Here is a 20198-nt window from a genome sequence, read left to right on the forward strand (position 1 = left end):
ATTGGCCCCACCCCGCCCCAAGCCCTACAGTGCGCCCCGAAACCCACCCAACCCGGGAACCCCGCCATGAGCAAAAAGCCGAAAAAGCACGGCCCCAACAAGGCCAAGTCCATCATCGCCCAACCCCTGTTCCGCTGCCGCCAGGAACGACCGAACAAGGGCAAAGGCAGCTACCGCCGCGAAGCCTTCCAATCGAGAGATTGGGAGGCTTCCTACTTTTTGGCTGCATGAAAGCATCGCAAGCGCAGGCATGATATGGTCGTCACCTGACCTGCAATTCTGGATCCGTGCATGCTCCTCAGTCTTCTCCCCCGCTGGAAAACCCGTCAGCTGATCGCGGCCTCCAGTTTCATCCTGCTCGTGGCCTGCGCGGAAAAGCCCACCGCCGCCGATGCCCTGCCGCTGGCCCCGGCCCAGCCCGCCCCAGTGGTGACCCTGCCCGGCACTACCCCCGACAGCAGTACTGAAATCCAGCCTCTGCAAACCTTCGCCCAATGGCAGGCCGGCTTCCGCCAGCAAGCACTGCAAGCAGGCATTTCACCGAACACCTTCGACCGCGCCTTCCTCGGCGTCACCCCCGACCTGGACGTAATCAAGGCCGACCGCAGCCAGCCCGAATTCACCCGCCCGGTGTGGGAATATCTCGAAGGCGCCCTGTCGCCCCTGCGTGTGCGCAACGGCAAGAAGCTGCTGGAGCAGAACGCCGAGCTGCTGACGCGCATCGAGCAACGCTATGGTGTCGACCGCCAGGTGCTGGTCGCGGTGTGGGGCATGGAAAGCAACTTCGGCCAGTTCCAGGGCAACAAGTCGGTGATCCGCTCGCTAGCCACCTTGGCCTATGAGGGCCGCCGCCCGCAGTTCGCCCAGGACCAGCTGATCGCCGCCCTGCAGATCATCCAGCATGGCGACATCCAGCCTGAGGCCATGCGCGGCTCGTGGGCCGGCGCCATGGGCCAGACCCAGTTCATCCCGACCACCTATAACACCCATGCCGTGGACTTCGACGGCGATGGCCGTCGCGACATCTGGAACAGCACGCCGGATGCCCTGGCCTCGACTGCACACTACCTGCAAAGCTCGGGCTGGAAGCGTGGTCAGCCGTGGGGCTTCGAGGTGCAGGTGCCGCCCAGCTTCGATTACTGGCAGGCCGATGGTGCGCTACGCAAGCCGGTGAGCGAGTGGCTGGCGATGGGTGTGAAACTGCCGGCAGGCACCCAATTGCCAGCGGGCAGCAACCAACTGTCTGCCGCCCTGCTGCTGCCAGCTGGCGCGCGTGGCCCGGCGTTCCTGGTACTGGACAACTTCCGCGCCATCCTCAAGTACAACAACTCGTCGTCCTATGCACTGGCGGTGAGCCTGCTGGGTGACCGCTTCAGCGGTTGGGGCTTCATTGCCGGCAGTTGGCCGAAGGAAGACCTGCCGCTCAGCCGCAGCGAGCGCATGGAGTTGCAGAACCTGCTGAATGGCAAAGGGCACGAGGCGGGTAATGCCGATGGGATTATCGGGGCCAACACCCGCAAAGCCATTCGCAATGCCCAGCAGGGGTTGGGGTGGCCGGCGGATGGTTACCCGACCCACAAGCTGCTTGAGAGCTTGCGTCAGCAGTAAGAACTTTGGGGCCGCGCTGCGGCCCATCGCCGGCACGACCGCGCTGTTCTCAAGGCCTGCGCAGTACCTGTAGGAGCTGGCTTGCCTGCGATGGGCTGCAAAGCAGCCCCAACAATCTCAAGCCTTGAACAGATCCTGCTCCAACACCAAGCTCTGCCGAACACTGTCCAGCCTCACCCGAGCCCCCAAAGGCAAGCACACATTCGGGTCACAATGCCCACTGCGCCACCCCGCCAGTACCGGCACGCCCAGCGGCCCGAAGATATCCTCCAGCAACGGCGTCAACGCCGCCGTGGTAATCCCGGCAAAGTCCCCCACCAACACCCCTTTCACTCCCTCCAGCTTGCCTGCCAGGCGCAGCTGGGTCAGCAGCCGGTCCACCCGATACAGCGGTTCGTTGACGTCCTCGATGAACAGGATGCAGCCCTGGGTATCCAGCTCGGCCAGCGTCCCCATGGTCGCCCCCAGCATCGACAGGTTGCCCCCCAGCAGCGGCCCGCTGGCCACCCCCGGCAGCACACTGTTCAAGGCGAAGTCCGCCGGGTGCACGATCTGCTCACCTGCCCGCACATGCCCACCCAGCTGCGCCAGCAATGACGCCTCGGTAGGCTGCAACTTGGCCCCCAGCAAGTCGGCATTGAGCATCCCGCCATGGAAGGTGATCAGCCCGGCGCGCCGGTAGATGGCCATCTGCAATGCGGTGATGTCGCTGTAACCGATCAGCGCCTTGGGGTGGCGGCGGATCAGCTCGAAATCGACCCTATCGAGCAGGCGCATGCTGCCGTACCCGCCGCGCATGCACAGAATGGCGTCGATGGCCGGGTCGGCGAAGGCGTCATACAAGTCTTGCAGCCGCTGCTGGTCGCTGCCCGCCAGGTACCCCTGAGCCTGGCTCGCCCCAGGGTAGATACGGCAGCGGTACCCGCGGTCGGCAAACCACTGGCTGGCCTTGCGCGTATCCAACCGCGCCGGGCCCGCCGGCGCGATGATCGCGAAGCAGGCATCCTTGGCGATCGCCCTGGGCAAAGGTTGGTGAAAGGTATCGACACAATTCATCATGCAGCTCCAGACATCTTGTCGCTTGTAGCTTATGGCTTGTAGCCCACAAAAAAAATGCCGATGCTGCCTTTTCGGCAAGCATCGGCATTTGTGCTTCAGACCCGGCTCAGAGCTTGATCTTGGCTTCGTGAGCCTGCTGGTCGGCGTGGTACGAAGACCGCACCAGCGGGCCGGAAGCGACGTTCTTGAAGCCCATCTTGTAACCTTCCTCGGCGAACCAGGCGAAGGTGTCCGGGTGGACGAAACGCTGCACCGGCAGGTGGCTGCGCGACGGCTGCAGGTACTGGCCGAGGGTGAGCATGTCGATGTCATGCTCGCGCATGCGGTGCATCACTTCGATCACTTCGTCGTCGGTCTCGCCCAGGCCGAGCATCAGGCCCGACTTGGTCGGTACGTGCGGCACCAACTGCTTGAACTTCTGCAGCAGGTCCAGCGACCAGTCGTAGTCCGAACCCGGGCGCGCGGCCTTGTACAGGCGCGGTACGGTCTCGAGGTTGTGGTTGAACACATCCGGCGGCTCTTGCGCGGTGATCTCCAAGGCAACGTCCATGCGCCCACGGTAGTCCGGAACCAGGGTTTCCAGCTGCACGCCCGGCGACAGCGCACGGATTTCGCGGATGCAGTCGGCAAAGTGCTGGGCACCACCGTCACGCAGGTCGTCGCGGTCCACCGAGGTGATCACCACATACTTCAGGCGCAGGTCGGCGATGGCCACGGCCAGGTTTTTCGGTTCGTCCACGTCCAGCGGTTTCGGCCGGCCGTGGCCAACGTCGCAGAACGGGCAACGCCGGGTGCAGATGTCACCCATGATCATGAAGGTGGCGGTACCACCGGAGAAGCACTCGCCCAGGTTCGGGCAAGAGGCCTCTTCGCACACGCTGTGCAGCTTGTGCTTGCGCAGCAGTTGCTTGATGCGGTCTACCTCGGGCGACACCGGGATACGCACGCGGATCCAGTCGGGTTTCTTCGGCAGTTCGTCGGTAGGGATGATCTTCACCGGGATGCGTGCCACCTTTTCGGCACCACGCAGCTTGACCCCAGCTTCCACCTTCTTCGGCGCGGGGCGCGGGGTGACATCCTGGGTAGGTATCAGGTTCGGCACGGCTTCTTGCACAGTTGTCATATTCAGTCGATTCCGCCCGTGAGGGTCGTCTGCTCAGCGTAGTCGAGGTGCTTGACCAGCTGTCCGCGCAGCCTTGTCCTGACCTCGTCGAGTTCGATCGGACCTGCCAGGTCGCGCAGCTGGGTCATGGCCAGCCCCGCATAGCCGCAGGGGTTGATTCGGCGGAATGGCGCAAGGTCCATGTCCACGTTCAGAGCAAGGCCGTGGAACGAACGGCCGTTGCGGATTCGCAGGCCGAGGGAAGCGATTTTCGCTCCATCGACATAGACGCCCGGGGCATCGGGCTTGGCCGCGGCCTGGACATCGTAACTGGCGAGCAGGTCGATGATGGCCCGCTCGATACGGCTGACCAGCTCACGCACGCCAAAGCCCAGCCGGCGCACATCCAGCAGCAGGTAGGCCACCTGCTGCCCGGGGCCATGGTAGGTCACCTGGCCACCGCGATCGGTCTGCACCACCGGGATGTCGCCCGGCACCAGCAGGTGCTCGGCCTTGCCGGCCTGGCCCTGGGTGAAGACCGCGGGGTGCTCGACCAGCCAGATTTCATCCTGGCTATCCGGGCTGCGCTGCTCGGTGAAGCGACGCATGGCCTCCAGCACCGGTTCGTAGGGCTGCAGGCCAAGCTCGCGAAAACCGAGGCAAGCGGACATCAAAGCACCATTTTGACGATACCGGTAGCACGCAGGGCGCTGTTGATATCGTGCAGTTGGTTCTCGCTTTCGGCAACGATGTGCAATTGTACGGTGGTGTACTTGCCTTCCTTGCTCTGGCGCACGGCCAGGGTGGAAAGGTCGACCTTGGCGTACTTGCTGAGGATCTCGATCACCGTGTCCTTGAAGCCGACAACGGTATCGCCGATTACCTTGATCGGGTAATCGTCGCAAGGGAATTCGATCTTGTGCGACTTGACGTCTGGTTCGCTCATGGCGGAAACGGCCTCGTAAGCCGTGGCAGCAACAACACCCCCGCGGGATACGCGGGGGCATGCAGGTCACGTATCAGTTGAACAACCCGTAGAAGAATAGACGGATGCTATCCCACATGCGGCGGAAGAAACCACCTTCCTCTACGCCATCGAGGGCGATCAGGTCGGCGCTGTGAACCACTTTCTCGTCCAGTTTGACTTCCACTTTGCCGATCACGTCACCTTTGGCGATCGGTGCGGTGAGCTGCGGGTTCATGGTCATCGAAGCCATCAGACGTTTAAGCTGGCCTTTAGGCATAGTCATGGTCAGGTCGTTGGCCAGGCCAGCCTTGACTTGGCCGGTGGCGCCCTTCCAGACCGGTGCCTGGGTCAGTTCGGTACCCTTCTGGTAGAAGGTCTGGGTTTCGAAGAAACGGAAGCCGTAGGTCAGCAGCTTCTGGGTCTCGGCGGCACGCGACTGCTCGCTGTTGGTACCGAACACCACGGCGATCAGGCGCTGGCCGTCGCGAACGGCCGAGGCCACCATGCAATAGCCGGCTTCTTCGGTGTGGCCGGTTTTCAGGCCGTCGACGGTCTTGTCACGCCACAGCAGCAGGTTGCGGTTGGGCTGCTTGATGTTGTTCCAGAAGAACTCTTTCTGCGAGTAGATGGCGTAGTGGGCCGGGTCGACGTCGATGATCGCACGCGCCAGGATCGCCATGTCGTGGGCCGACGAGTAGTGCTCCGGGTGCGGCAGGCCGGTCGGGTTCATGAAGTGGCTGTTGGTCATGCCGAGGTCGGCAGCCGTCTTGTTCATCATGTCGGCGAAGGCGTCTTCGCTACCGGCGATGTGCTCGGACAGGGCGACCGAAGCGTCGTTGCCGGACTGGATGATGATGCCGTGCAACAGGTCGCTGACGGTAACCTGGCTGCCAACCTTGATGAACATGCGCGAACCGCCGGTGCGCCAGGCGTTTTCGCTGACAGTGACCGGGTCGTTTTCACCGATCTGGCCACGGCGGATGTCCAAAGTGGCGATGTAGGCGGTCATCAGCTTGGTCAGACTGGCCGGCGGCAGGCGCTCGTCACCGTTGTTCTCGACCAGCACGTTGCCGCTGGACGCGTCCATGAGTACGTAGGACTTGGCTGCCAGTTGCGGGGGAGCCGGCGTCATCTGCTCAGCCGCGAAGGCGGCAGGCGTGATCATCAGCAGTACTGGCAGGCAAAGTCGTTTGGCAAGGTTGGTGATGTTCATCCGTCTCTCGAAAATCGCTAATGGTCTGATGTTCCCTGGGCAAGATCATGTGCCCAGCGCCAGTCAGTCTAGTTTTGTGGCCATGGCCTGGCCCACAAAGTGCGGCGTAGTGTCGCTGCGGGCAAAAGCCGACATTGTACATGGCCGCGCCCGGCAATTCATGACAAAACCGACAGTTTGATGATGCCCTCTTCGCGGGCACGCCCGCTCCCACAAGGGGATGCAAAACCCTGTGGGAGCGGGCGTGCCCGCGAAGAAGGCAACACGGTCAGTCAGCTGTGACCAGCTTGGCCTGCCCCAAGTTCGCCAGGCGGATGCTGTCCTGCGCCTGCTGTACCTCGCCCTGGCTGTTGATCGGCCCCAGGCGTACACGGTGCAGGGTCTGCTGGTTACGCACGATCGAGCTGATGAACACCGGCGCGCTGACCATGGTGCTGAGCTTGGAGCGCAGCAGCTCGGCAGCGTCCGGGTTGGCGAAGGCGCCCACCTGCAGGAAGCTGCCGCCCTGGCCACCGGGCACATTGTTGCCGCCCACCTGCACCGGTACCACCGGCGCCGCGTGCTGCTGTGGCGGCGGGGTCCATTGCTCGACGCGCCCGGTACTGGCCGGGATCGCCTGGGTCTGGGCCACCTGCGGCTCTTTCAGCACCATGGGTGGCGTTTGGCCACGCTGGGCCCACCACTGCTGCGGATCAATGCCCTCGACGCGCACATGCGCGGTGCCGATCTCTGCGTAACCGAGCTTTTTCGCCGCCGCATAGGACAGGTCGATGATGCGATCGGAATAGAACGGGCCACGGTCGTTCACCCGCAGGATCACGCTGCGGCCGTTGGCGAGGTTGGTTACCCGCACGTAGGCCGGCAGCGGCAGGGTCTTGTGCGCCGCGCTCATGCCGTACAGGTCGTACAGCTCGCCGTTGGCAGTGTTCTGGCCGTGGAACTTGGTGCCGTACCAGGACGCAGTGCCCTCGGCGCGGTAGTTGCGCGAATCCTGCATCGGGTAGTAGGTCTTGCCCAGCACCGTATACGGGTTGGCCTTGTAGTTGCCGGTATGCACGGTCGGCGTGGCGTCGGGGATCTTGTTCACATCCACGTCCCACCACGGCGCGCCGTCCTTGTGCGCCCGGTTGATATCCAGGCCCGGCTGGCTGCGCACGACGTTGCCACTGCTTTGCTGGGCCGGGCGATTGGAGGAGCAGCTGGCCAGCACCACGCCGACGGCGAGGCAGGTGAGCAGCTTGAAAGAGTTGGCAGAGATGATTGCGCGCATTACTTGACGCCCCGTGCTTGAACCAGCTGTTCCGAAAGCTGATGCACCGCCATGGCATACATCACGCTGCGGTTGTAGCGAGTGATCGCGTAGAAATTCTTCAGGCCCATCCAGTACTCGGGACCATTGTCACCCTCGAGACGGAAGGCGGTAACCGGCAGATCATCGCGCAGCGAATCATGAACCGACCAGCCCAGGCTTCGCAACTCCCCTACCGTCTTGACCGGCTCGATGCCGGTGGTCAGGCCTTGGTCGGCGCGCTCACCATCCACCTGGGCACGGCTGACCACGCCCTCACCGGCAACCCAGCCGTGGCGCTTGAAGTAGCTGGCCACGCTGCCGATGGCATCATCCGGGTTGTTCCAGATATTGATGTGGCCGTCGCCGTCGAAATCCACCGCGTAGTTGCGAAAGCTGCTCGGCATGAACTGTGGCAAGCCCATGGCGCCGGCATAAGAGCCCTTGAGCGTCAGCGGGTCGAGCTGTTCCTCGCGGGCCAGCAGCAGGAATTCGCGCAGCTCCTTGCGGAAGAATTCAGACCGTGGCAGGTAGTCGAAGCCCAGGGTAGACAGGGCATCGATCACCCGATAGTTGCCGGTGTTGCGGCCAAAGAAGGTTTCCACGCCGATGATGGCGACGATGTACTGCGCCGGCACGCCGTATTCCTGCTCGGCGCGGGCCAGAACGGCCTCGTGCTGGCGCCAGAAGTCGACACCGCGGGCAATGCGCGCGTCGGTGATGAACATCGGCCGGTAGTCCTTCCACGGCTTGACCCGTTCGGCCGGACGCGAAATGGCGTCGAGGATCGACTGCTTGCGCTGCACCTCACGGAACACGCCCATCAGTTGCTCAGGGGCAAAGCCATAGTCGCGGCTCATTTCGCCAACGAACTCGGCCACCTGGGGCGAGCCCTGGTAATCGCCGGCATGGGCCAGCTGGACAGCGCCGAACAGGCCCACCGCGCCGATCCACGGCGCACAACGGGCAGCCCAGTTACGCACTGCTTGCATGAAATTCTTCACCTTATTCAAACCTGTGCGATCCATTTGCGGTGCGTGTGGATCGACATCAGAACGCCAAACGCTGACAGCAGCGTCACCAACGAAGTTCCGCCATAGCTGATGAAGGGCAGCGGCACGCCCACCACGGGCAGAAGGCCGCTGACCATCCCGATATTGACGAACACGTATACAAAGAAGGTCATGGTCAGGCTACCCGCCAGCAGCTTGCCGAACAGGGTCTGCGCCTGGGCAGTGATCATCAGGCCGCGGCCGATCAGCAGCAGGTAGACGATCAGCAGCAGGCAGATGCCGACCAGGCCGAATTCCTCGCCGAGCACGGCGATAATGAAGTCGGTGTGGCTTTCCGGCAGGAAGTCCAGGTGCGACTGGGTGCCAAGCAGCCAGCCCTTGCCGAACACGCCACCCGAACCGATCGCCGCCTTGGATTGAATGATGTTCCAGCCGGTGCCCAACGGGTCGCTTTCCGGGTCGAGGAAAGTCAGTACCCGTTGCTTCTGGTAGTCGTGCATGACGAAGAACCACATCGCCACCGCCACCGGCACCGCGGCCGCCAGCACGCTGAGGATCCAGCGCCAGCGCAGGCCGCCCATGAACAGCACGAAGGCACCGGAGGCGAGGATCAGCAGCGCCGTGCCCAGGTCAGGCTGGCGCACGATCAGGATGAACGGCACGCCGATCAGCACGAGGCTGATCGCCACGTGCTTCAGGTGCGGCGGCAAGGTGCGCTTGGACAGGTACCAGGCGATGGTCGCCGGCATGATGATCTTCATGAATTCCGAGGGCTGGAAGCGGATCACCCCGGGGATGTTGATCCAGCGCGTGGCGCCCATGGCGTTGTGCCCCATCACGTCCACCACCACCAGCAACAGTACCCCGGTCAAGTAGGCCAACGGCACCCAGCGCGCCATGAAGCGCGGCTCCAACTGGGCGATGATGAACATCGACACCAGGCCAATGCCGAACGAAGTGGCCTGCTTGAGCAGCAGGTCCAGGTTCTTGCCACTGGCCGAGTACAGCACGAACAGGCTACCGGCCGCGAGGGTCAGCAGAATGACCAGCAAGGGGCCGTCGACATGGATGCGCTGCAGAAAGCTGGCGCGCCGACGCATCACATCCTCGCTGGAGAGCATGCGATCGAAATTGTTCATCACAGGGCCGATTCCTGGGTAACGGTGGCAGGCGCGAACTCGGACTTGAGCCGGCCATTTTCATCGAGCAGCCAGGCATCCATGATCTGGCGGACCACCGGCGCGGCGACACCCGAGCCGGACTCACCGTTCTCGACCATCACCGAGACCACGATCTTCGGGGCTTCGGCCGGGGCAAAGGCGACGAACAGGGCGTGGTCGCGGTGGCGCTCCTGGAGCTTGTTGCGGTCGTACTTCTCGCCCTGCTTGATCGCCACCACCTGGGCGGTACCGCTCTTGCCGGCAATACGGTACTGGGAGCCGATGGCCGCCTTGCGCGCAGTACCGCGGGCGTTGTGCATCACCTGCTCCATGCCATGGGTGACCTTGGCCCAGTCGGACTTGTCACGCAGCACGATGTTCTCCATCGGGTTGTCGTCCACCGGCGGCTGGCCTTCGATGGTCTTGGCCAGGTGGGGGCGGTTCCACACGCCCTTGTTGGCGATCAGCGCGGTGGCCTGGGCCAGTTGCAGCGGTGTGGTCTGCATGTAGCCCTGGCCGATGCCAAGGATCAGGGTTTCGCCGGGGAACCAGGCCTGGCGGCGGGTGGCGCGCTTCCATTCGCGCGACGGCATGAGCCCGGCGGACTCCTCGAACATGTCGAGGGAAACCCGCTGGCCGATGCCGAACTTGTTCATGTAGCTGGACAACCGATCGATGCCCATCTTGTGCGCAAGGTCGTAGAAGTAGGTGTCGTTGGAGCGCATGATCGCGCTGTCCAGGTCGACCCAGCCATCGCCGGAACGGTTCCAGTTACGGTATTTGTGATCGTAGTTGGGCAACTGGTAGTAGCCCGGGTCGAATACCCGGCTGCTGGCATTGACCACGCCGCTGTCCAGGCCGGCGATGGCCACCGCCGGCTTGATGGTCGAGCCCGGCGGGTACAGGCCGCGCAGCACGCGGTTGAACAGCGGCCGGTCGATCGAGTCGCGCAGTTCGGCATAGGCCTTGAAGCTGATGCCGGTGACGAACAGGTTGGGGTCGAAGCTGGGCTGGCTGACCATCGCCAGCACCTCGCCGGTACGCGGGTCGAGCGCCACCACCGCGCCACGGCGGCCTCCCAGGGCGGCTTCGGCGGCCTCCTGCAGCTTGATGTCCAGGCTCAGCACGATGTCCTTGCCCGGCTTCGGGTCGGTGCGCTTGAGCACCCGCAGCACACGGCCACGGGCGTTGGTTTCGACTTCCTCGTAGCCGACCTGCCCGTGCAGGGCGTCTTCGTAGAAGCGCTCGATGCCGGTCTTGCCGATATGGTGGGTGCCGCTGTAGTTCACTGGGTCGAGCGTTTTCAGCTCTTTCTCGTTGATACGCCCCACATAACCCACCGAATGGGCGAAATGCGCCCCCTGCGGGTAGTGCCGCACCAGCTGGGCCACCACTTCCACGCCCGGCAGGCGGAACTGGTTCACTGCTACGCGGGCGATCTGCTCTTCGTTGAGCTCGAACAGGATCGGCACCGGCTCGAACGGCCGGCGACCTTGGCGCATGCGCTTCTCGAACAGGGCGCGGTCATCGGCTGTGAGCCCCAGCACTTCGACGATGGTATCCAGCACTTCCTGCCAGTTGCCCGCACGTTCGCGGGTCATCGACAGGCTGAAGCTAGGCCGGTTGTCGGCGATGATCACCCCGTTGCGGTCGAAGATCAGCCCGCGGGTCGGCGGGATCGGCTGCACATGCACCCGGTTGTTCTCCGACAGCGTCGAGTGATAGTCGTACTGGATGATCTGCAGGTAGTACAGCCGCGCGATCAGCACGCAAATAAGCAGCATGATCGCCACTGCGCCGACCACGACGCGGTTGCGCACCAGGCGGGCGTCTTTCTCGTGGTCCTTGAGACGGATCGGCTGCGACATCGGACTGCTTACAGGCTCATTTGTGGTAAGGGTGCCCGGACAATACGGTCCAGGCGCGGTAGATCTGCTCGCCGATGAGTATCCTTACCAACGGGTGCGGCAGGGTCAGCGGCGACAGCGACCAGCGTTGCTCGGCGCGCGCGCAGACCTCAGGCGCCAGGCCTTCCGGACCGCCCACCATCAAATTCACCGTACGCGCATCCAGGCGCCAGCGGTCCAGCTCGGTCGCCAGCTGCTCGGTACTCCAGGGCTTGCCATGGACCTCGAGGGTGACGATGCGTTCCCCAGGCTGGACCTTGCTCAGCATGGCTTCGCCCTCCTGACGGATCAGGCGGGCGACGTCGGCATTCTTGCCACGGGTGTTCAGCGGGATTTCCACCAGCTCCAGCGACAGCTCGGCGGGCAGGCGCTTGGCATATTCATGCCAGCCTTCCTCGACCCACTTCGGCATGCGCGAGCCGACCGCGATCAGGCGCAGACGCACGGCGCTTTCCTTATTCGCGGTCTTTGAGCTTGTCGGAATACTCGTGGGCATGGTCCGGGCTGTGGTGCTTGCCATCGGCGGCACGGCTTTGCTCGGCACCCTGCCACAGGCGCTCCAGGTCGTAGAACTGGCGGGCAGCGGCGGTCATCATGTGCACGATGACATCGTTCAGGTCCAGCAGCACCCAGTCGCTGTCGCCCTTGCCTTCTTCACCCAGTGGCTGGGCGCCCTTGGCCTTGACCGCTTCGCGGACCTTTTCCAGCATCGCGTTGATCTGGCGGTTGGAGGTACCGGTGGCAATGATCATGTAGTCGGTCAGGCTGTGCTTTTCGCGCACGTCGATGACCTGGATGTCCTGGGCCTTGACGTCTTCCAGCGCTGCCTTGGTCAGGGCGACCAGTTCTTCGCCGTAAATTTTCTGCTTGGTCATATAAAACTCGTTCAACTCGTTGGATGAGGCGCCAGAGGCACCGTCAGTTGGGCGCACGATACAGTTCGTGCGCCTCGATGTAGGCCAGTACGGCGTCCGGCACCAGGAACCTCACCGATTTGCCGCTGGCCAGCAGCTGTCGGATCTGTGTAGCCGACACCGCAAGCGGCGTCTGCCAGACGAACGAAATGTTTCCCGCCGGGCCGGACATGGCGGTGGGATCGCTCTCCGAGCGCGCAGCCAGCAGGTTGCGCAGCTCGTCAGGGGGTTCTACGTCGGCATCCGGGCGTTGCAGCACCAGGATGTGACAGTGTTGCAACAGTTCTTCCCAGCGGTGCCAGCCAGGCAGGCCACAGAAGGCATCCCAGCCCACTACCAGGAACAGCTGGTCGTTGAGCGCCAGTTCGGCGCGGATCGATTCCAACGTGTCGATGGTGTACGACGGCTTGTCGCGCGCCAGCTCCCGGGCATCCACGCTCAGGCAGGGCACGCCCTGCACGGCGCTTTGCACCATCGCCAGGCGATCCTGCGCGCCCACCTGCGGAGTGTCGCGGTGCGGCGGCCTGGCGTTGGGCAGCAGGCGCAACTCGTCCAGCCCCATGAACTCGGCCACTTCCAGCGCGCTGCGCAGGTGGCCGATGTGCACGGGGTCGAAGGTGCCGCCTAGAATGCCGATGCGCCGGACTGCCTGGGCCTTGCTCAACTCAGCAGGACTCCTGGCCGCGCAGCTGGCCGTCGCCGATCACCACGTATTTTTCGCAGGTCAGGCCTTCCAGGCCGACCGGGCCGCGGGCATGCAGCTTGTCGGTGGAAATGCCGATTTCCGCGCCCAGGCCGTACTCGAAGCCATCGGCGAAGCAAGTCGGGGTGTTGAGCATGACCGACGCCGAGTCGACCTCGGCCATGAACTGGCGGGCTTCACCCTGGTGTTCGCTGATGATCGAGTCGGTGTGGTGCGAGCCATAGTGGTTGATATGCTCGATGGCCTGGTCCAGGCCATCCAAGACGCGGATCGACAGGATCGCATCCAGGTACTCGGTGTGCCAGTCGGCCTCGGTGGCCGGCTTGGCGTCGATGATCGCCCGGGTGCGCTCGCAGCCACGCAGTTCCACGCCCTTTTCCTGGAAGCGGCGAGCCATCTCCGGCAGGAAGCGCTCGGCCACCTGCTGGTCGACCAGCAGCGTTTCCATGGCGCCACAGATGCCATAGCGGTAGGTCTTGGCGTTGAAGGCCACGCGCCAGGCCTTGTCCAGGTCGGCATGCTGGCTGACGTAGACATGGCAGATGCCGTCCAGGTGCTTGATCACCGGCACACGGGCATCGCGGCTGATGCGCTCGATCAGGCCACGGCCGCCGCGCGGCACGATGACATCGACGAACTCGGGCATGCTGATCAGCGCGCCCACGGCTTCGCGGTCGGTAGTCTCGACCACCTGCACCACGGCTGCCGGCAGGCCGGCTGCGGCCAGGCCACGCTGGATGCAGGTGGCGATGGCGCGGTTGGAGTGAATGGCTTCGGAGCCGCCACGCAGGATGGTCGCGTTACCCGACTTCAGGCACAGGCTGGCGGCATCGATGGTCACGTTCGGGCGCGACTCGTAGATGATCCCGATCACCCCCAGCGGCGTACGCATCTTGCCGACCTGGATACCCGATGGGCGGTAGCTCATGTCGCGGATGGCACCGACCGGGTCCGGCAGGCTGGCCACCTGGCGCAGGCCTGTGATCATGCCGTCGATACGCGCCGGGGTCAGCGCCAGGCGGTCGAGCAGCGCTGGCTCCAGGCCGTTGGCGCGGCCGGCGGCCAGGTCTAGCTCGTTGGCGGCAGTCAGCTCGGCACGGGCGGCGTCCAGCGCATCGGCGGCGGCTTGCAGGGCACGGTTCTTCTGCGCGGTGCTGGCACGGCCGATCACCCGGGAGGCGTCACGGGCAGCGCGACCCAGGCGGGTCATATAGTCAAGAACGGACTCAGTCATGGGTTCGGTGTCTTGGCGAAGGGGAAATCGGCTGATTATAACTGTCGCGTAGGTGTACGCCCAGCGGCGGGTGGCGGATGGTAGAAAATGGCCGGGGGGAGGAGCTGGCTATAGGGGTCGCCCAAGTGTTCAGTTCGGGGGCTCTGGCGCCTGGGAGATCGAGCGCCGCCCGCGCGGCGCTTCGCGGGCAAGCCCGCTCCTACGTTTGTTTCGGGCCAGTGAGTCCTATGGCAATTGCGCGCGACCGCCTTGGCGCATGGCTCGATATCGCGTCGTACAAACAAGGCGGTCGCGCGCGGATGTCACAGGAATAATTGGCCCGAAACAAACGTAGGAGCGGGCTTGCCCGCGAAGCGCCGCGCGGGCGGCGCTCGATCTCCCAGGCGCCGAACCTCCCAAGACGAACACCTCCCCCCCCACCAATGAAACATGCAGACACCAATGAATCGCACCACCGATTCAGCCTCGATTAAGCCATTCATTGCTATCATCCCGCCTTTCCAGCCACGAACCGCCCGCATGCCAGCCCTGCCCGACAGCTTTTTCGACCGCGACGCCCAGACCTTGGCCAAGGCCCTGCTGGGCAAGGTCATCCGCCACCGCCACGGCGACCTGTGGCTGGCCGCGCGCATCATCGAGACCGAGGCCTACTACCTCAGCGACAAAGGCAGCCATGCCTCGCTCGGCTATACCGAAAAGCGCAAGGCCCTGTTCCTCGATGGCGGGCACATCTACATGTATTACGCCCGTGGCGGCGACTCGCTGAACTTCAGCGCCCACGGGCCGGGCAACGCGGTGCTGATCAAGTCTGCCTACCCTTGGCAGGACGCCCTGTCGGGCCCCAACAGCCTGGCGCAGATGCAACTGAACAACCCCGACGCCAGTGGCAACCTGCGCCCGGCCGAGCGCCTGTGCGCCGGGCAGACCTTGCTGTGCCGGGCCCTGGGCCTGAAAGTGCCGCACTGGGACGCCCAGCGCTTCGACCCAGAACGCCTGTACGTCGAAGATTGCGGCAACCCCGTGCCACGGGTGATCCAGGCTCCCCGCCTAGGTATCCCGCACGGGCGCGACGAGCACCTGCCCTACCGCTTCGTCGACGCCGAATACGCCCGCTTCTGCACGCGGAACCCATTACGTCGCGGCCAAGTCGAAGGCCGAGACTTCTACACTCTCGAACAAGGAAGCTGAACCATGAGCCAGTGGCTCGACAGCCTGACCGGCTGGCTCAGTACCAACCCGCAATGGCTTGGCCTGGCAATTTTCCTGGTGGCCTGCGTCGAGTGCCTGGCCATTGCCGGCATCGTCGTGCCGGGCACCGTGCTGCTGTTCGCTGTCGCGGTACTGGCCGGCAGCGGCGCCTTCAGCCTGGGCGAAACGCTGTTGCTGGGTTTTCTCGGCGGCCTGCTGGGCGATGCCTTGTCGTACACGGTGGGCAAGCACTTCCACCAGAACATCCGCCGCCTGCCGCTACTGCGCCATCACCCGGAATGGATCGGCAGCGCCGAAGCCTACTTCCAGCGCTACGGCATCGCCAGCCTGCTGGTAGGCCGCTTCATCGGCCCGCTGCGGCCGATGCTGCCGATGGTCGCCGGCATGTTCGACATGCCGCTGCCGCGCTTCATCGCTGTCAGCCTGGTGGCCGGGGCCGGCTGGTCGGTGGCCTACCTGCTGCCCGGCTGGGCCACCGGCGCGGCTATGCGCCTGCCCCTGCCGGAAGGCTTCTGGCTGGATGCCGGGATCATCGCCGGCACCCTGGCCATCATCATCGGGCTAAGCCTGAACAGCAGCATTCGCGATCAGCGCCACGGCACCCGGCTGATCGCCGGCATGAGCTTCGTTGCCCTGGCCGGAGTGTTCCTTGGCTGGCCATACCTGCACGAGTTCGACCAAGGCGTCATGACCCTGGTGCAGGAGCACCGTAGCCAAGCCATCGATGGCACCGTGGTGCTGGTGACCCGGCTGGGCGACTTCCGCACCCAACTGTTCCTCGGCGGCCTGCTCACCGGCCTGCTGCTGCTTGCCCGGCAGTGGCGGCATGCAGTGTTTGCCGCAGCTGCGCTGATGGGCACGGCGATTGCCAATGGCACACTGAAATGGCTGTTCGCCCGGGCCCGCCCGGAGGTATTGAGCGACCCGCTGACCAGCTACAGCATGCCCAGCGGTCACAGCTCGGCGTCGTTCGCGTTCTTCCTGGTGATGGCGGTGCTGGCAGGGCGTGGCCAGCCGCCGCGCATGCGCCTGACCTGGATAATGCTGGGTTGCCTCCCGGCGCTGGCGATAGCCCTGTCGCGGGTGTACCTGGGGGCGCACTGGCCAACCGACATCCTCGCTGGGGCGCTGCTGGCGTGCTGCGTGTGCGCGCTTAGCCTGGCACTGGTGCAACGGCAGCAGACACTGCCAGCCTTGCCGCAGCGAGTGTGGTGGCTGGTGCTGCCGGCGTGTGTGGCGTTGCTGGCATTCTTTGCCATGCATGCGTTGCCGCAGGCTTTGGTCAGGTATCAGTATTGATGTTGCCTGTGCTGGCCTCTTCGCGGGTAAACCCGCTCCTACAAGGGACAGCGCAGGTTTCACGGCGCGTGCATTACTTGTAGGAGCGGGTTTACCCGCGAAGAGGCCAGCACAGGCACTACAGAATGATCAGGCAAACAACTCACCCTGAATCCGCTCCAGCAGCTTCTGAATCTCCCCCAGCCGCTGCTGCGGCGAGTCGAGGGTCAGCAGGTCGAGCTTGTCCTCTTCCATGAACGGCAGCAGGTACGCCAACTGATTGGCCAGTGCCTGGCGCCCGTCCACCGGGCGCGGCATATCCAGCGCTTCGACCATCGGGTGCTCGCCCAGCGCCACCAGCAACGCCAGCAGGTCTTCATCCGCCTCGAGCAACGGGCTGTCCGGCTGCTCCGGCAGCCATTGCACCTGCCCCAGCAGCAACTGGTCCTTCTGCACTTCGCTGCTTTCCAGGTTGAAACGCCGCACGCCTTCGACACGAATGCCGAGCAAACCGTTGTCCTGCTGCACGAAGTCGCGGATCACCGCCTCACAGCCGATCGAGGCGACTACCGGCGGCGCCTTGCCGACTTGCTCGCCTTCCAGGATGCACACCACACCAAAACCTTCGCCCTGCTTCATGCAGCGCCCGATCATGTCCAGGTAGCGCGCCTCGAAAATCTGCAAATCGAGGAAGCAGCCAGGAAACAGCACGGTATTGAGGGGAAATAGCGGTAGCGTCATCACAGTTCCTCAAGCCACCAGGCTGACCGCCAGCGGCAGGAACACCGCCGTGGCCACCCCCATAAGGCTCATTGCCAGCGCGGCAAAAGCGCCGCATTCGTCACTTTCCTGCAGGGCCACCGAAGTACCCACCGCATGCGCGGTCACGCCCAACGACATGCCGCGCGCCTCGGGGCTATGCACGCCAAAGCGGCTCAGCAGCGCCGGGCCGAAAATCGCCCCGATCACCCCGGTGATCAGCACGAACACCGCCGCCAGGGCTGCCACGCCGCCAATCTGCTCGGCCACCAGCATGGCGATCGGCGAGGTGACCGACTTGGGCGCCATGGTCATCAGGATCATGTGTTCGGCCCCGAACCACCAGCCCAGCAACAGGCAGCAGAGCGTGGCGAACAGCCCTCCGATTACCAGCGTAGTAAATGTGGGCCAGAACAGCTGCCGAATACGCCGCAGGTTGAGATAGAGCGGCACGGCCAGGGCCACGGTGGCGGGCCCCAGCAGGATATTCATGATTTCGGTGCTCTTGCGGTACTCGCTGTAGTCGATGCCGCACAGCAGCAGCACGCCAATGACCAGCAACATCGACACCAATACCGGCTGCAGGAAGATCCAGCGGGTCTTCTCGTAGGCCGCGAGCACGACCTGGTAGGCCCCAAGCGTGATGCCGATGCCGAACAATGGGTGATGCACCACCGCATCCAGTGCGCCTTGCCAGTCGAGCATCATGGCTGCTCCTCGCGCTTGCCCTGGCGGTGGATGAGCTTTTGCATCAACACGCCGACGAATACCAGGGTCACCAGGCAGGAAATCAGCAAGGCACCGGCAATGGCCCAGAAGTCCGCGGCAATGTCCTTGGCATACACCATCACCCCAACGGCCGGCGGCACCAGCAACAGCGGCAGGTAGCGTAGCAGGCTGGTCGCAGCCTCGTTCAGCGGCTTGCCGACCTCACCACGGGCCATGAGGAAGAACAACAGCAGCAACAGGCCGATGATCGGCCCGGGCAAAAACGGCACGAACAAGTGATTGATCGCCGTCCCCAGCAGCTGGAACAGCACCAGCCAGGTCAAACCACGCAACAGCATAAGCATCTCCCTCGGGCAGGGCGGCCATTATAAGCACGTGCGGCCAGAGACCGATATTCGCCGAAAAGCGCGCAACTTGACTGCAACGGTTCGCCGTGCTGATCTTGCACTTTCGTACCAATTGACAACCTGGAGAGTCAGCGATGCCCTATGTACCGGTTACAGAGCTTTCGCAGTACGTTGGTAAGGAACTGGGCCGCTCCGCCTGGCTGAAGATCGACCAGCAGCGCATCAACCTGTTCGCCGAGGCGACAGGTGATTTCCAGTTCATCCATGTCGACCCGGAAAAGGCGGCAAAAACCCCGTTTGGCAGCACCATCGCCCACGGTTTCCTGACTTTGTCGCTGATCCCCAAGCTGATCGAGGACATCCTGGTCTTGCCGCAAGGGCTGAAGATGGTGGTGAACTATGGGCTGGACAGCGTGCGCTTCATCCAGCCGGTCAAGGTCGACAGCCAGGTACGGCTGAAGGTGGAGCTGGCCGAGGTGGTGGAGAAGAAGCCGGGGCAGTGGCTGCTCAAGGCGATAGCCACGCTGGAAATCGAGGGCGAAGAGAAGCCTGCTTATATTGCTGAGTCGCTTTCATTGTGTTTCGTCTGATCCATCCATGATCAGGCTCAAGGCCTAATCGCCGGCAAGCCAGCTCCCACAGGACTTGCACAGGCCTCGAAATAGATGCGAACCCTGTGGGAGCTGGCTTGCCGGCGATTGGGCTGCGCAGCAGCCCCCGATTCAATCCACAAACCCTCCGCACTCGCGTAAACTGCCAGCCTTCGCGCAGCCTAGGGCTGCCCCTGTCGATTTACCAAAGGTGCCCGCCATGCCCTGGCTGCAAGTACGCCTGGCCATCAGCCCGGAACAAGCCGAAACCTACGAAGACGCCCTGCTCGAAGTGGGCGCCGTATCGGTCACGTTCATGGACGCCGAAGATCAACCGATCTTCGAGCCAGACCTCAACACTACCCCACTGTGGTCGCACACCCACCTGCTGGCCCTGTTCGAGGCCGATGCCGAGCCCGAGCAGGTGTTCGCCCACCTGCGCCTGCTGACCGGCAGCGAGCTGCCCGAGCACCAGGCCGAAGTGGTCGAGGACCAGGACTGGGAACGCAGCTGGATGGACAACTTCCAGCCAATGCGCTTCGGTCGCCGCCTGTGGATCGTACCCAGCTGGCACGATGCCCCGGAAAAGGACGCGGTGAACCTGCTGCTCGACCCGGGCCTGGCCTTCGGCACCGGCACCCACCCCACCACCGCCCTGTGCCTGGAATGGCTCGACGGCCAGCAGCTCGAAGGCACCCAGGTGCTGGACTTCGGCTGCGGCTCGGGCATCCTGGCCATCGCCGCACTGCTGCTGGGCGCCCGCGAAGCGGTCGGTACCGACATCGACGTGCAAGCCATCGAGGCCTCGCGTGACAACGCCCAGCGCAACGGCATCGCCGATGAGAAGCTGGCGCTGTACCTGCCCGAGCACATGCCGGCGATGCAGGCCGACGTGCTGGTCGCCAACATTCTGGCCGGCCCGCTGGTATCGCTGGCGCCGCAGCTGTCTGGCCTGGTCCGCCCAGGTGGCCTGCTGGCCCTGTCGGGCATCCTGGCCGAGCAAGGTGACGAAGTGGCCGCCGCCTACGCCGCCGACTTCGAACTGGACCCGATCGTCGTCCGCGATGGCTGGGTACGCATCAGTGGTCGCCGCCGCTAGTCAAGCCTAGAATAAACTT

22 protein-coding genes are annotated in these 20198 nt (G+C 64.0%); 6 read left to right on the forward strand and 16 right to left on the reverse strand.

All coding sequences use genetic code 11. The features are described from left to right. Positions 1-66: 66 nt before the first annotated feature. Together arfA and TZ03_RS22940 are read left to right on the forward strand one after the other, a co-directional pair. A complete protein-coding gene (arfA, locus tag TZ03_RS22935) occupies positions 67-231 on the forward strand; it encodes an alternative ribosome rescue factor ArfA (RefSeq protein WP_025340762.1) in 165 nt (54 codons plus the stop codon). A 60-nt stretch (positions 232-291) separates the two neighbouring features. After that, positions 292-1608: a lytic murein transglycosylase gene (locus TZ03_RS22940; protein ID WP_051100645.1), complete on the forward strand. Its 1317-nt coding sequence runs from the start codon at positions 292-294 to the stop codon at positions 1606-1608. A 117-nt stretch (positions 1609-1725) separates the two neighbouring features. Here the strand turns inward: TZ03_RS22940 and TZ03_RS22945 are convergent, their stop codons facing one another. The 13 genes from TZ03_RS22945 to TZ03_RS23005 form a co-directional block, all read right to left on the reverse strand. Then, the gene (locus tag TZ03_RS22945) at positions 1726-2664 is read right to left on the reverse strand and encodes a S66 peptidase family protein (protein WP_051100646.1); all 939 of its coding nucleotides are present in this window, start codon (positions 2662-2664) and stop codon (positions 1726-1728) included. A gap of 109 nt (positions 2665-2773) precedes the next feature. After that, positions 2774-3790 carry a lipoyl synthase gene (gene lipA, locus TZ03_RS22950; RefSeq protein ID WP_051100647.1) on the reverse strand — a complete coding sequence of 339 codons (1017 nt, stop codon included), beginning with the start codon at positions 3788-3790 and terminating at the stop codon, positions 2774-2776. Between the two features lie 2 nt (positions 3791-3792). Further along, entirely contained in the window at positions 3793-4440 is a 648-nt protein-coding gene (gene lipB, locus TZ03_RS22955) for a lipoyl(octanoyl) transferase LipB (protein ID WP_051100648.1), read from the reverse strand. Then, complete coding sequence (locus TZ03_RS22960) at positions 4440-4715, reverse strand: DUF493 domain-containing protein (RefSeq protein ID WP_051100649.1); 276 nt, start codon at positions 4713-4715, stop codon at positions 4440-4442. The genes lipB and TZ03_RS22960 overlap by 1 nt, the downstream gene beginning before the upstream one ends. A 73-nt stretch (positions 4716-4788) precedes the next feature. Further along, positions 4789-5949, reverse strand: coding sequence for a D-alanyl-D-alanine carboxypeptidase family protein (locus tag TZ03_RS22965; RefSeq protein WP_051100650.1), 1161 nt, complete (start codon positions 5947-5949; stop codon positions 4789-4791). Positions 5950-6217: 268 nt separating this feature from the next. Beyond that, positions 6218-7219, reverse strand: coding sequence for a septal ring lytic transglycosylase RlpA family protein (locus tag TZ03_RS22970; RefSeq protein WP_051100651.1), 1002 nt, complete (start codon positions 7217-7219; stop codon positions 6218-6220). Continuing rightward, entirely contained in the window at positions 7219-8229 is a 1011-nt protein-coding gene (gene mltB / locus TZ03_RS22975) for a lytic murein transglycosylase B (RefSeq protein WP_051100678.1), read from the reverse strand. The genes TZ03_RS22970 and mltB overlap by 1 nt, the downstream gene beginning before the upstream one ends. 17 nt (positions 8230-8246) lie before the next feature. Further along, complete coding sequence (gene rodA / locus TZ03_RS22980) at positions 8247-9350, reverse strand: rod shape-determining protein RodA (RefSeq protein WP_051100679.1); 1104 nt, start codon at positions 9348-9350, stop codon at positions 8247-8249. A gap of 38 nt (positions 9351-9388) precedes the next feature. After that, complete coding sequence (gene mrdA / locus TZ03_RS22985; RefSeq protein WP_051100652.1) at positions 9389-11278, reverse strand: penicillin-binding protein 2; 1890 nt, start codon at positions 11276-11278, stop codon at positions 9389-9391. 16 nt (positions 11279-11294) lie between these two features. Then, a complete protein-coding gene (gene rlmH, locus TZ03_RS22990; RefSeq protein WP_003249722.1) occupies positions 11295-11762 on the reverse strand; it encodes a 23S rRNA (pseudouridine(1915)-N(3))-methyltransferase RlmH in 468 nt (155 codons plus the stop codon). Positions 11763-11772: 10 nt separating this feature from the next. Beyond that, the gene (gene rsfS, locus TZ03_RS22995; RefSeq protein WP_016712189.1) at positions 11773-12192 is read right to left on the reverse strand and encodes a ribosome silencing factor; all 420 of its coding nucleotides are present in this window, start codon (positions 12190-12192) and stop codon (positions 11773-11775) included. 43 nt (positions 12193-12235) lie between these two features. After that, complete coding sequence (gene nadD / locus TZ03_RS23000) at positions 12236-12895, reverse strand: nicotinate-nucleotide adenylyltransferase (protein ID WP_051100653.1); 660 nt, start codon at positions 12893-12895, stop codon at positions 12236-12238. Position 12896: 1 nt separating this feature from the next. Then, the gene (locus TZ03_RS23005; RefSeq protein WP_051100654.1) at positions 12897-14168 is read right to left on the reverse strand and encodes a glutamate-5-semialdehyde dehydrogenase; all 1272 of its coding nucleotides are present in this window, start codon (positions 14166-14168) and stop codon (positions 12897-12899) included. Positions 14169-14687: 519 nt separating this feature from the next. Between TZ03_RS23005 and TZ03_RS23010 the strand changes: the two genes are divergently transcribed. Both TZ03_RS23010 and TZ03_RS23015 read left to right on the forward strand, forming a co-directional pair. Next, a complete protein-coding gene (locus TZ03_RS23010) occupies positions 14688-15356 on the forward strand; it encodes a DNA-3-methyladenine glycosylase (RefSeq protein WP_051100680.1) in 669 nt (222 codons plus the stop codon). A 3-nt stretch (positions 15357-15359) separates the two neighbouring features. Further along, on the forward strand, positions 15360-16676 hold the full coding sequence (locus TZ03_RS23015; RefSeq protein WP_051100655.1) for a bifunctional DedA family/phosphatase PAP2 family protein: 1317 nt from the start codon (positions 15360-15362) through the stop codon (positions 16674-16676). Positions 16677-16805: 129 nt separating this feature from the next. On the opposite strand, the gene TZ03_RS23020 is transcribed toward TZ03_RS23015, so the two are convergent. Genes TZ03_RS23020 through TZ03_RS23030 form a run of 3 tightly spaced genes read right to left on the reverse strand, consistent with a single transcriptional unit; the run spans position 16806 to position 18481 of the window. Further along, entirely contained in the window at positions 16806-17396 is a 591-nt protein-coding gene (locus tag TZ03_RS23020; RefSeq protein ID WP_051100656.1) for an LON peptidase substrate-binding domain-containing protein, read from the reverse strand. 9 nt (positions 17397-17405) lie between these two features. Next, entirely contained in the window at positions 17406-18122 is a 717-nt protein-coding gene (locus tag TZ03_RS23025; protein WP_051100657.1) for an LrgB family protein, read from the reverse strand. Continuing rightward, positions 18119-18481, reverse strand: a complete 363-nt coding sequence (locus tag TZ03_RS23030; RefSeq protein WP_051100658.1) for a CidA/LrgA family protein — start codon at positions 18479-18481, stop codon at positions 18119-18121. Before TZ03_RS23030 ends, TZ03_RS23025 begins: the two co-directional genes overlap by 4 nt. Before the next feature lie 143 nt (positions 18482-18624). Here TZ03_RS23030 and TZ03_RS23035 point away from each other — a divergent pair, with 143 nt between their 5' ends. Next, on the forward strand, positions 18625-19080 hold the full coding sequence (locus tag TZ03_RS23035; protein ID WP_051100659.1) for a MaoC family dehydratase: 456 nt from the start codon (positions 18625-18627) through the stop codon (positions 19078-19080). Positions 19081-19300: 220 nt separating this feature from the next. Next, positions 19301-20179 carry a 50S ribosomal protein L11 methyltransferase gene (gene prmA, locus TZ03_RS23040; RefSeq protein WP_051100660.1) on the forward strand — a complete coding sequence of 293 codons (879 nt, stop codon included), beginning with the start codon at positions 19301-19303 and terminating at the stop codon, positions 20177-20179. Positions 20180-20198: the final 19 nt, after the last annotated feature.

It is taken from the genome of Pseudomonas sp. 10-1B (assembly GCF_000935045.1).
GTDB lineage: Bacteria > Pseudomonadota > Gammaproteobacteria > Pseudomonadales > Pseudomonadaceae > Aquipseudomonas.

Excerpts from the sequence above, each read along its gene's own strand:
- rsfS (WP_016712189.1), bottom strand. The coding sequence starts at position 12,192 with ATGACCAAGCAGAAAATTTACGGCGAAGAACTGGTCGCCCTGACCAAG.
- lipA (WP_051100647.1), bottom strand. The coding sequence starts at position 3,790 with ATGACAACTGTGCAAGAAGCCGTGCCGAACCTGATACCTACCCAGGAT.
- lipB (WP_051100648.1), bottom strand. The coding sequence starts at position 4,440 with ATGTCCGCTTGCCTCGGTTTTCGCGAGCTTGGCCTGCAGCCCTACGAA.
- mrdA (WP_051100652.1), bottom strand. The coding sequence starts at position 11,278 with ATGTCGCAGCCGATCCGTCTCAAGGACCACGAGAAAGACGCCCGCCTG.
- TZ03_RS23030 (WP_051100658.1), bottom strand. The coding sequence starts at position 18,481 with ATGCTGTTGCGTGGTTTGACCTGGCTGGTGCTGTTCCAGCTGCTGGGG.
- TZ03_RS22945 (WP_051100646.1), bottom strand. The coding sequence starts at position 2,664 with ATGAATTGTGTCGATACCTTTCACCAACCTTTGCCCAGGGCGATCGCC.
- TZ03_RS23035 (WP_051100659.1), top strand. The coding sequence starts at position 18,625 with ATGCCCTATGTACCGGTTACAGAGCTTTCGCAGTACGTTGGTAAGGAA.
- mltB (WP_051100678.1), bottom strand. The coding sequence starts at position 8,229 with ATGCAAGCAGTGCGTAACTGGGCTGCCCGTTGTGCGCCGTGGATCGGC.
- TZ03_RS23010 (WP_051100680.1), top strand. The coding sequence starts at position 14,688 with ATGCCAGCCCTGCCCGACAGCTTTTTCGACCGCGACGCCCAGACCTTG.
- TZ03_RS23005 (WP_051100654.1), bottom strand. The coding sequence starts at position 14,168 with ATGACTGAGTCCGTTCTTGACTATATGACCCGCCTGGGTCGCGCTGCC.
- arfA (WP_025340762.1), top strand. The coding sequence starts at position 67 with ATGAGCAAAAAGCCGAAAAAGCACGGCCCCAACAAGGCCAAGTCCATC.
- prmA (WP_051100660.1), top strand. The coding sequence starts at position 19,301 with ATGCCCTGGCTGCAAGTACGCCTGGCCATCAGCCCGGAACAAGCCGAA.
- rodA (WP_051100679.1), bottom strand. The coding sequence starts at position 9,350 with ATGCGTCGGCGCGCCAGCTTTCTGCAGCGCATCCATGTCGACGGCCCC.
- TZ03_RS22965 (WP_051100650.1), bottom strand. The coding sequence starts at position 5,949 with ATGAACATCACCAACCTTGCCAAACGACTTTGCCTGCCAGTACTGCTG.
- TZ03_RS22970 (WP_051100651.1), bottom strand. The coding sequence starts at position 7,219 with ATGCGCGCAATCATCTCTGCCAACTCTTTCAAGCTGCTCACCTGCCTC.
- TZ03_RS23020 (WP_051100656.1), bottom strand. The coding sequence starts at position 17,396 with ATGACGCTACCGCTATTTCCCCTCAATACCGTGCTGTTTCCTGGCTGC.
- TZ03_RS23025 (WP_051100657.1), bottom strand. The coding sequence starts at position 18,122 with ATGATGCTCGACTGGCAAGGCGCACTGGATGCGGTGGTGCATCACCCA.
- TZ03_RS22960 (WP_051100649.1), bottom strand. The coding sequence starts at position 4,715 with ATGAGCGAACCAGACGTCAAGTCGCACAAGATCGAATTCCCTTGCGAC.
- TZ03_RS23015 (WP_051100655.1), top strand. The coding sequence starts at position 15,360 with ATGAGCCAGTGGCTCGACAGCCTGACCGGCTGGCTCAGTACCAACCCG.
- TZ03_RS22940 (WP_051100645.1), top strand. The coding sequence starts at position 292 with ATGCTCCTCAGTCTTCTCCCCCGCTGGAAAACCCGTCAGCTGATCGCG.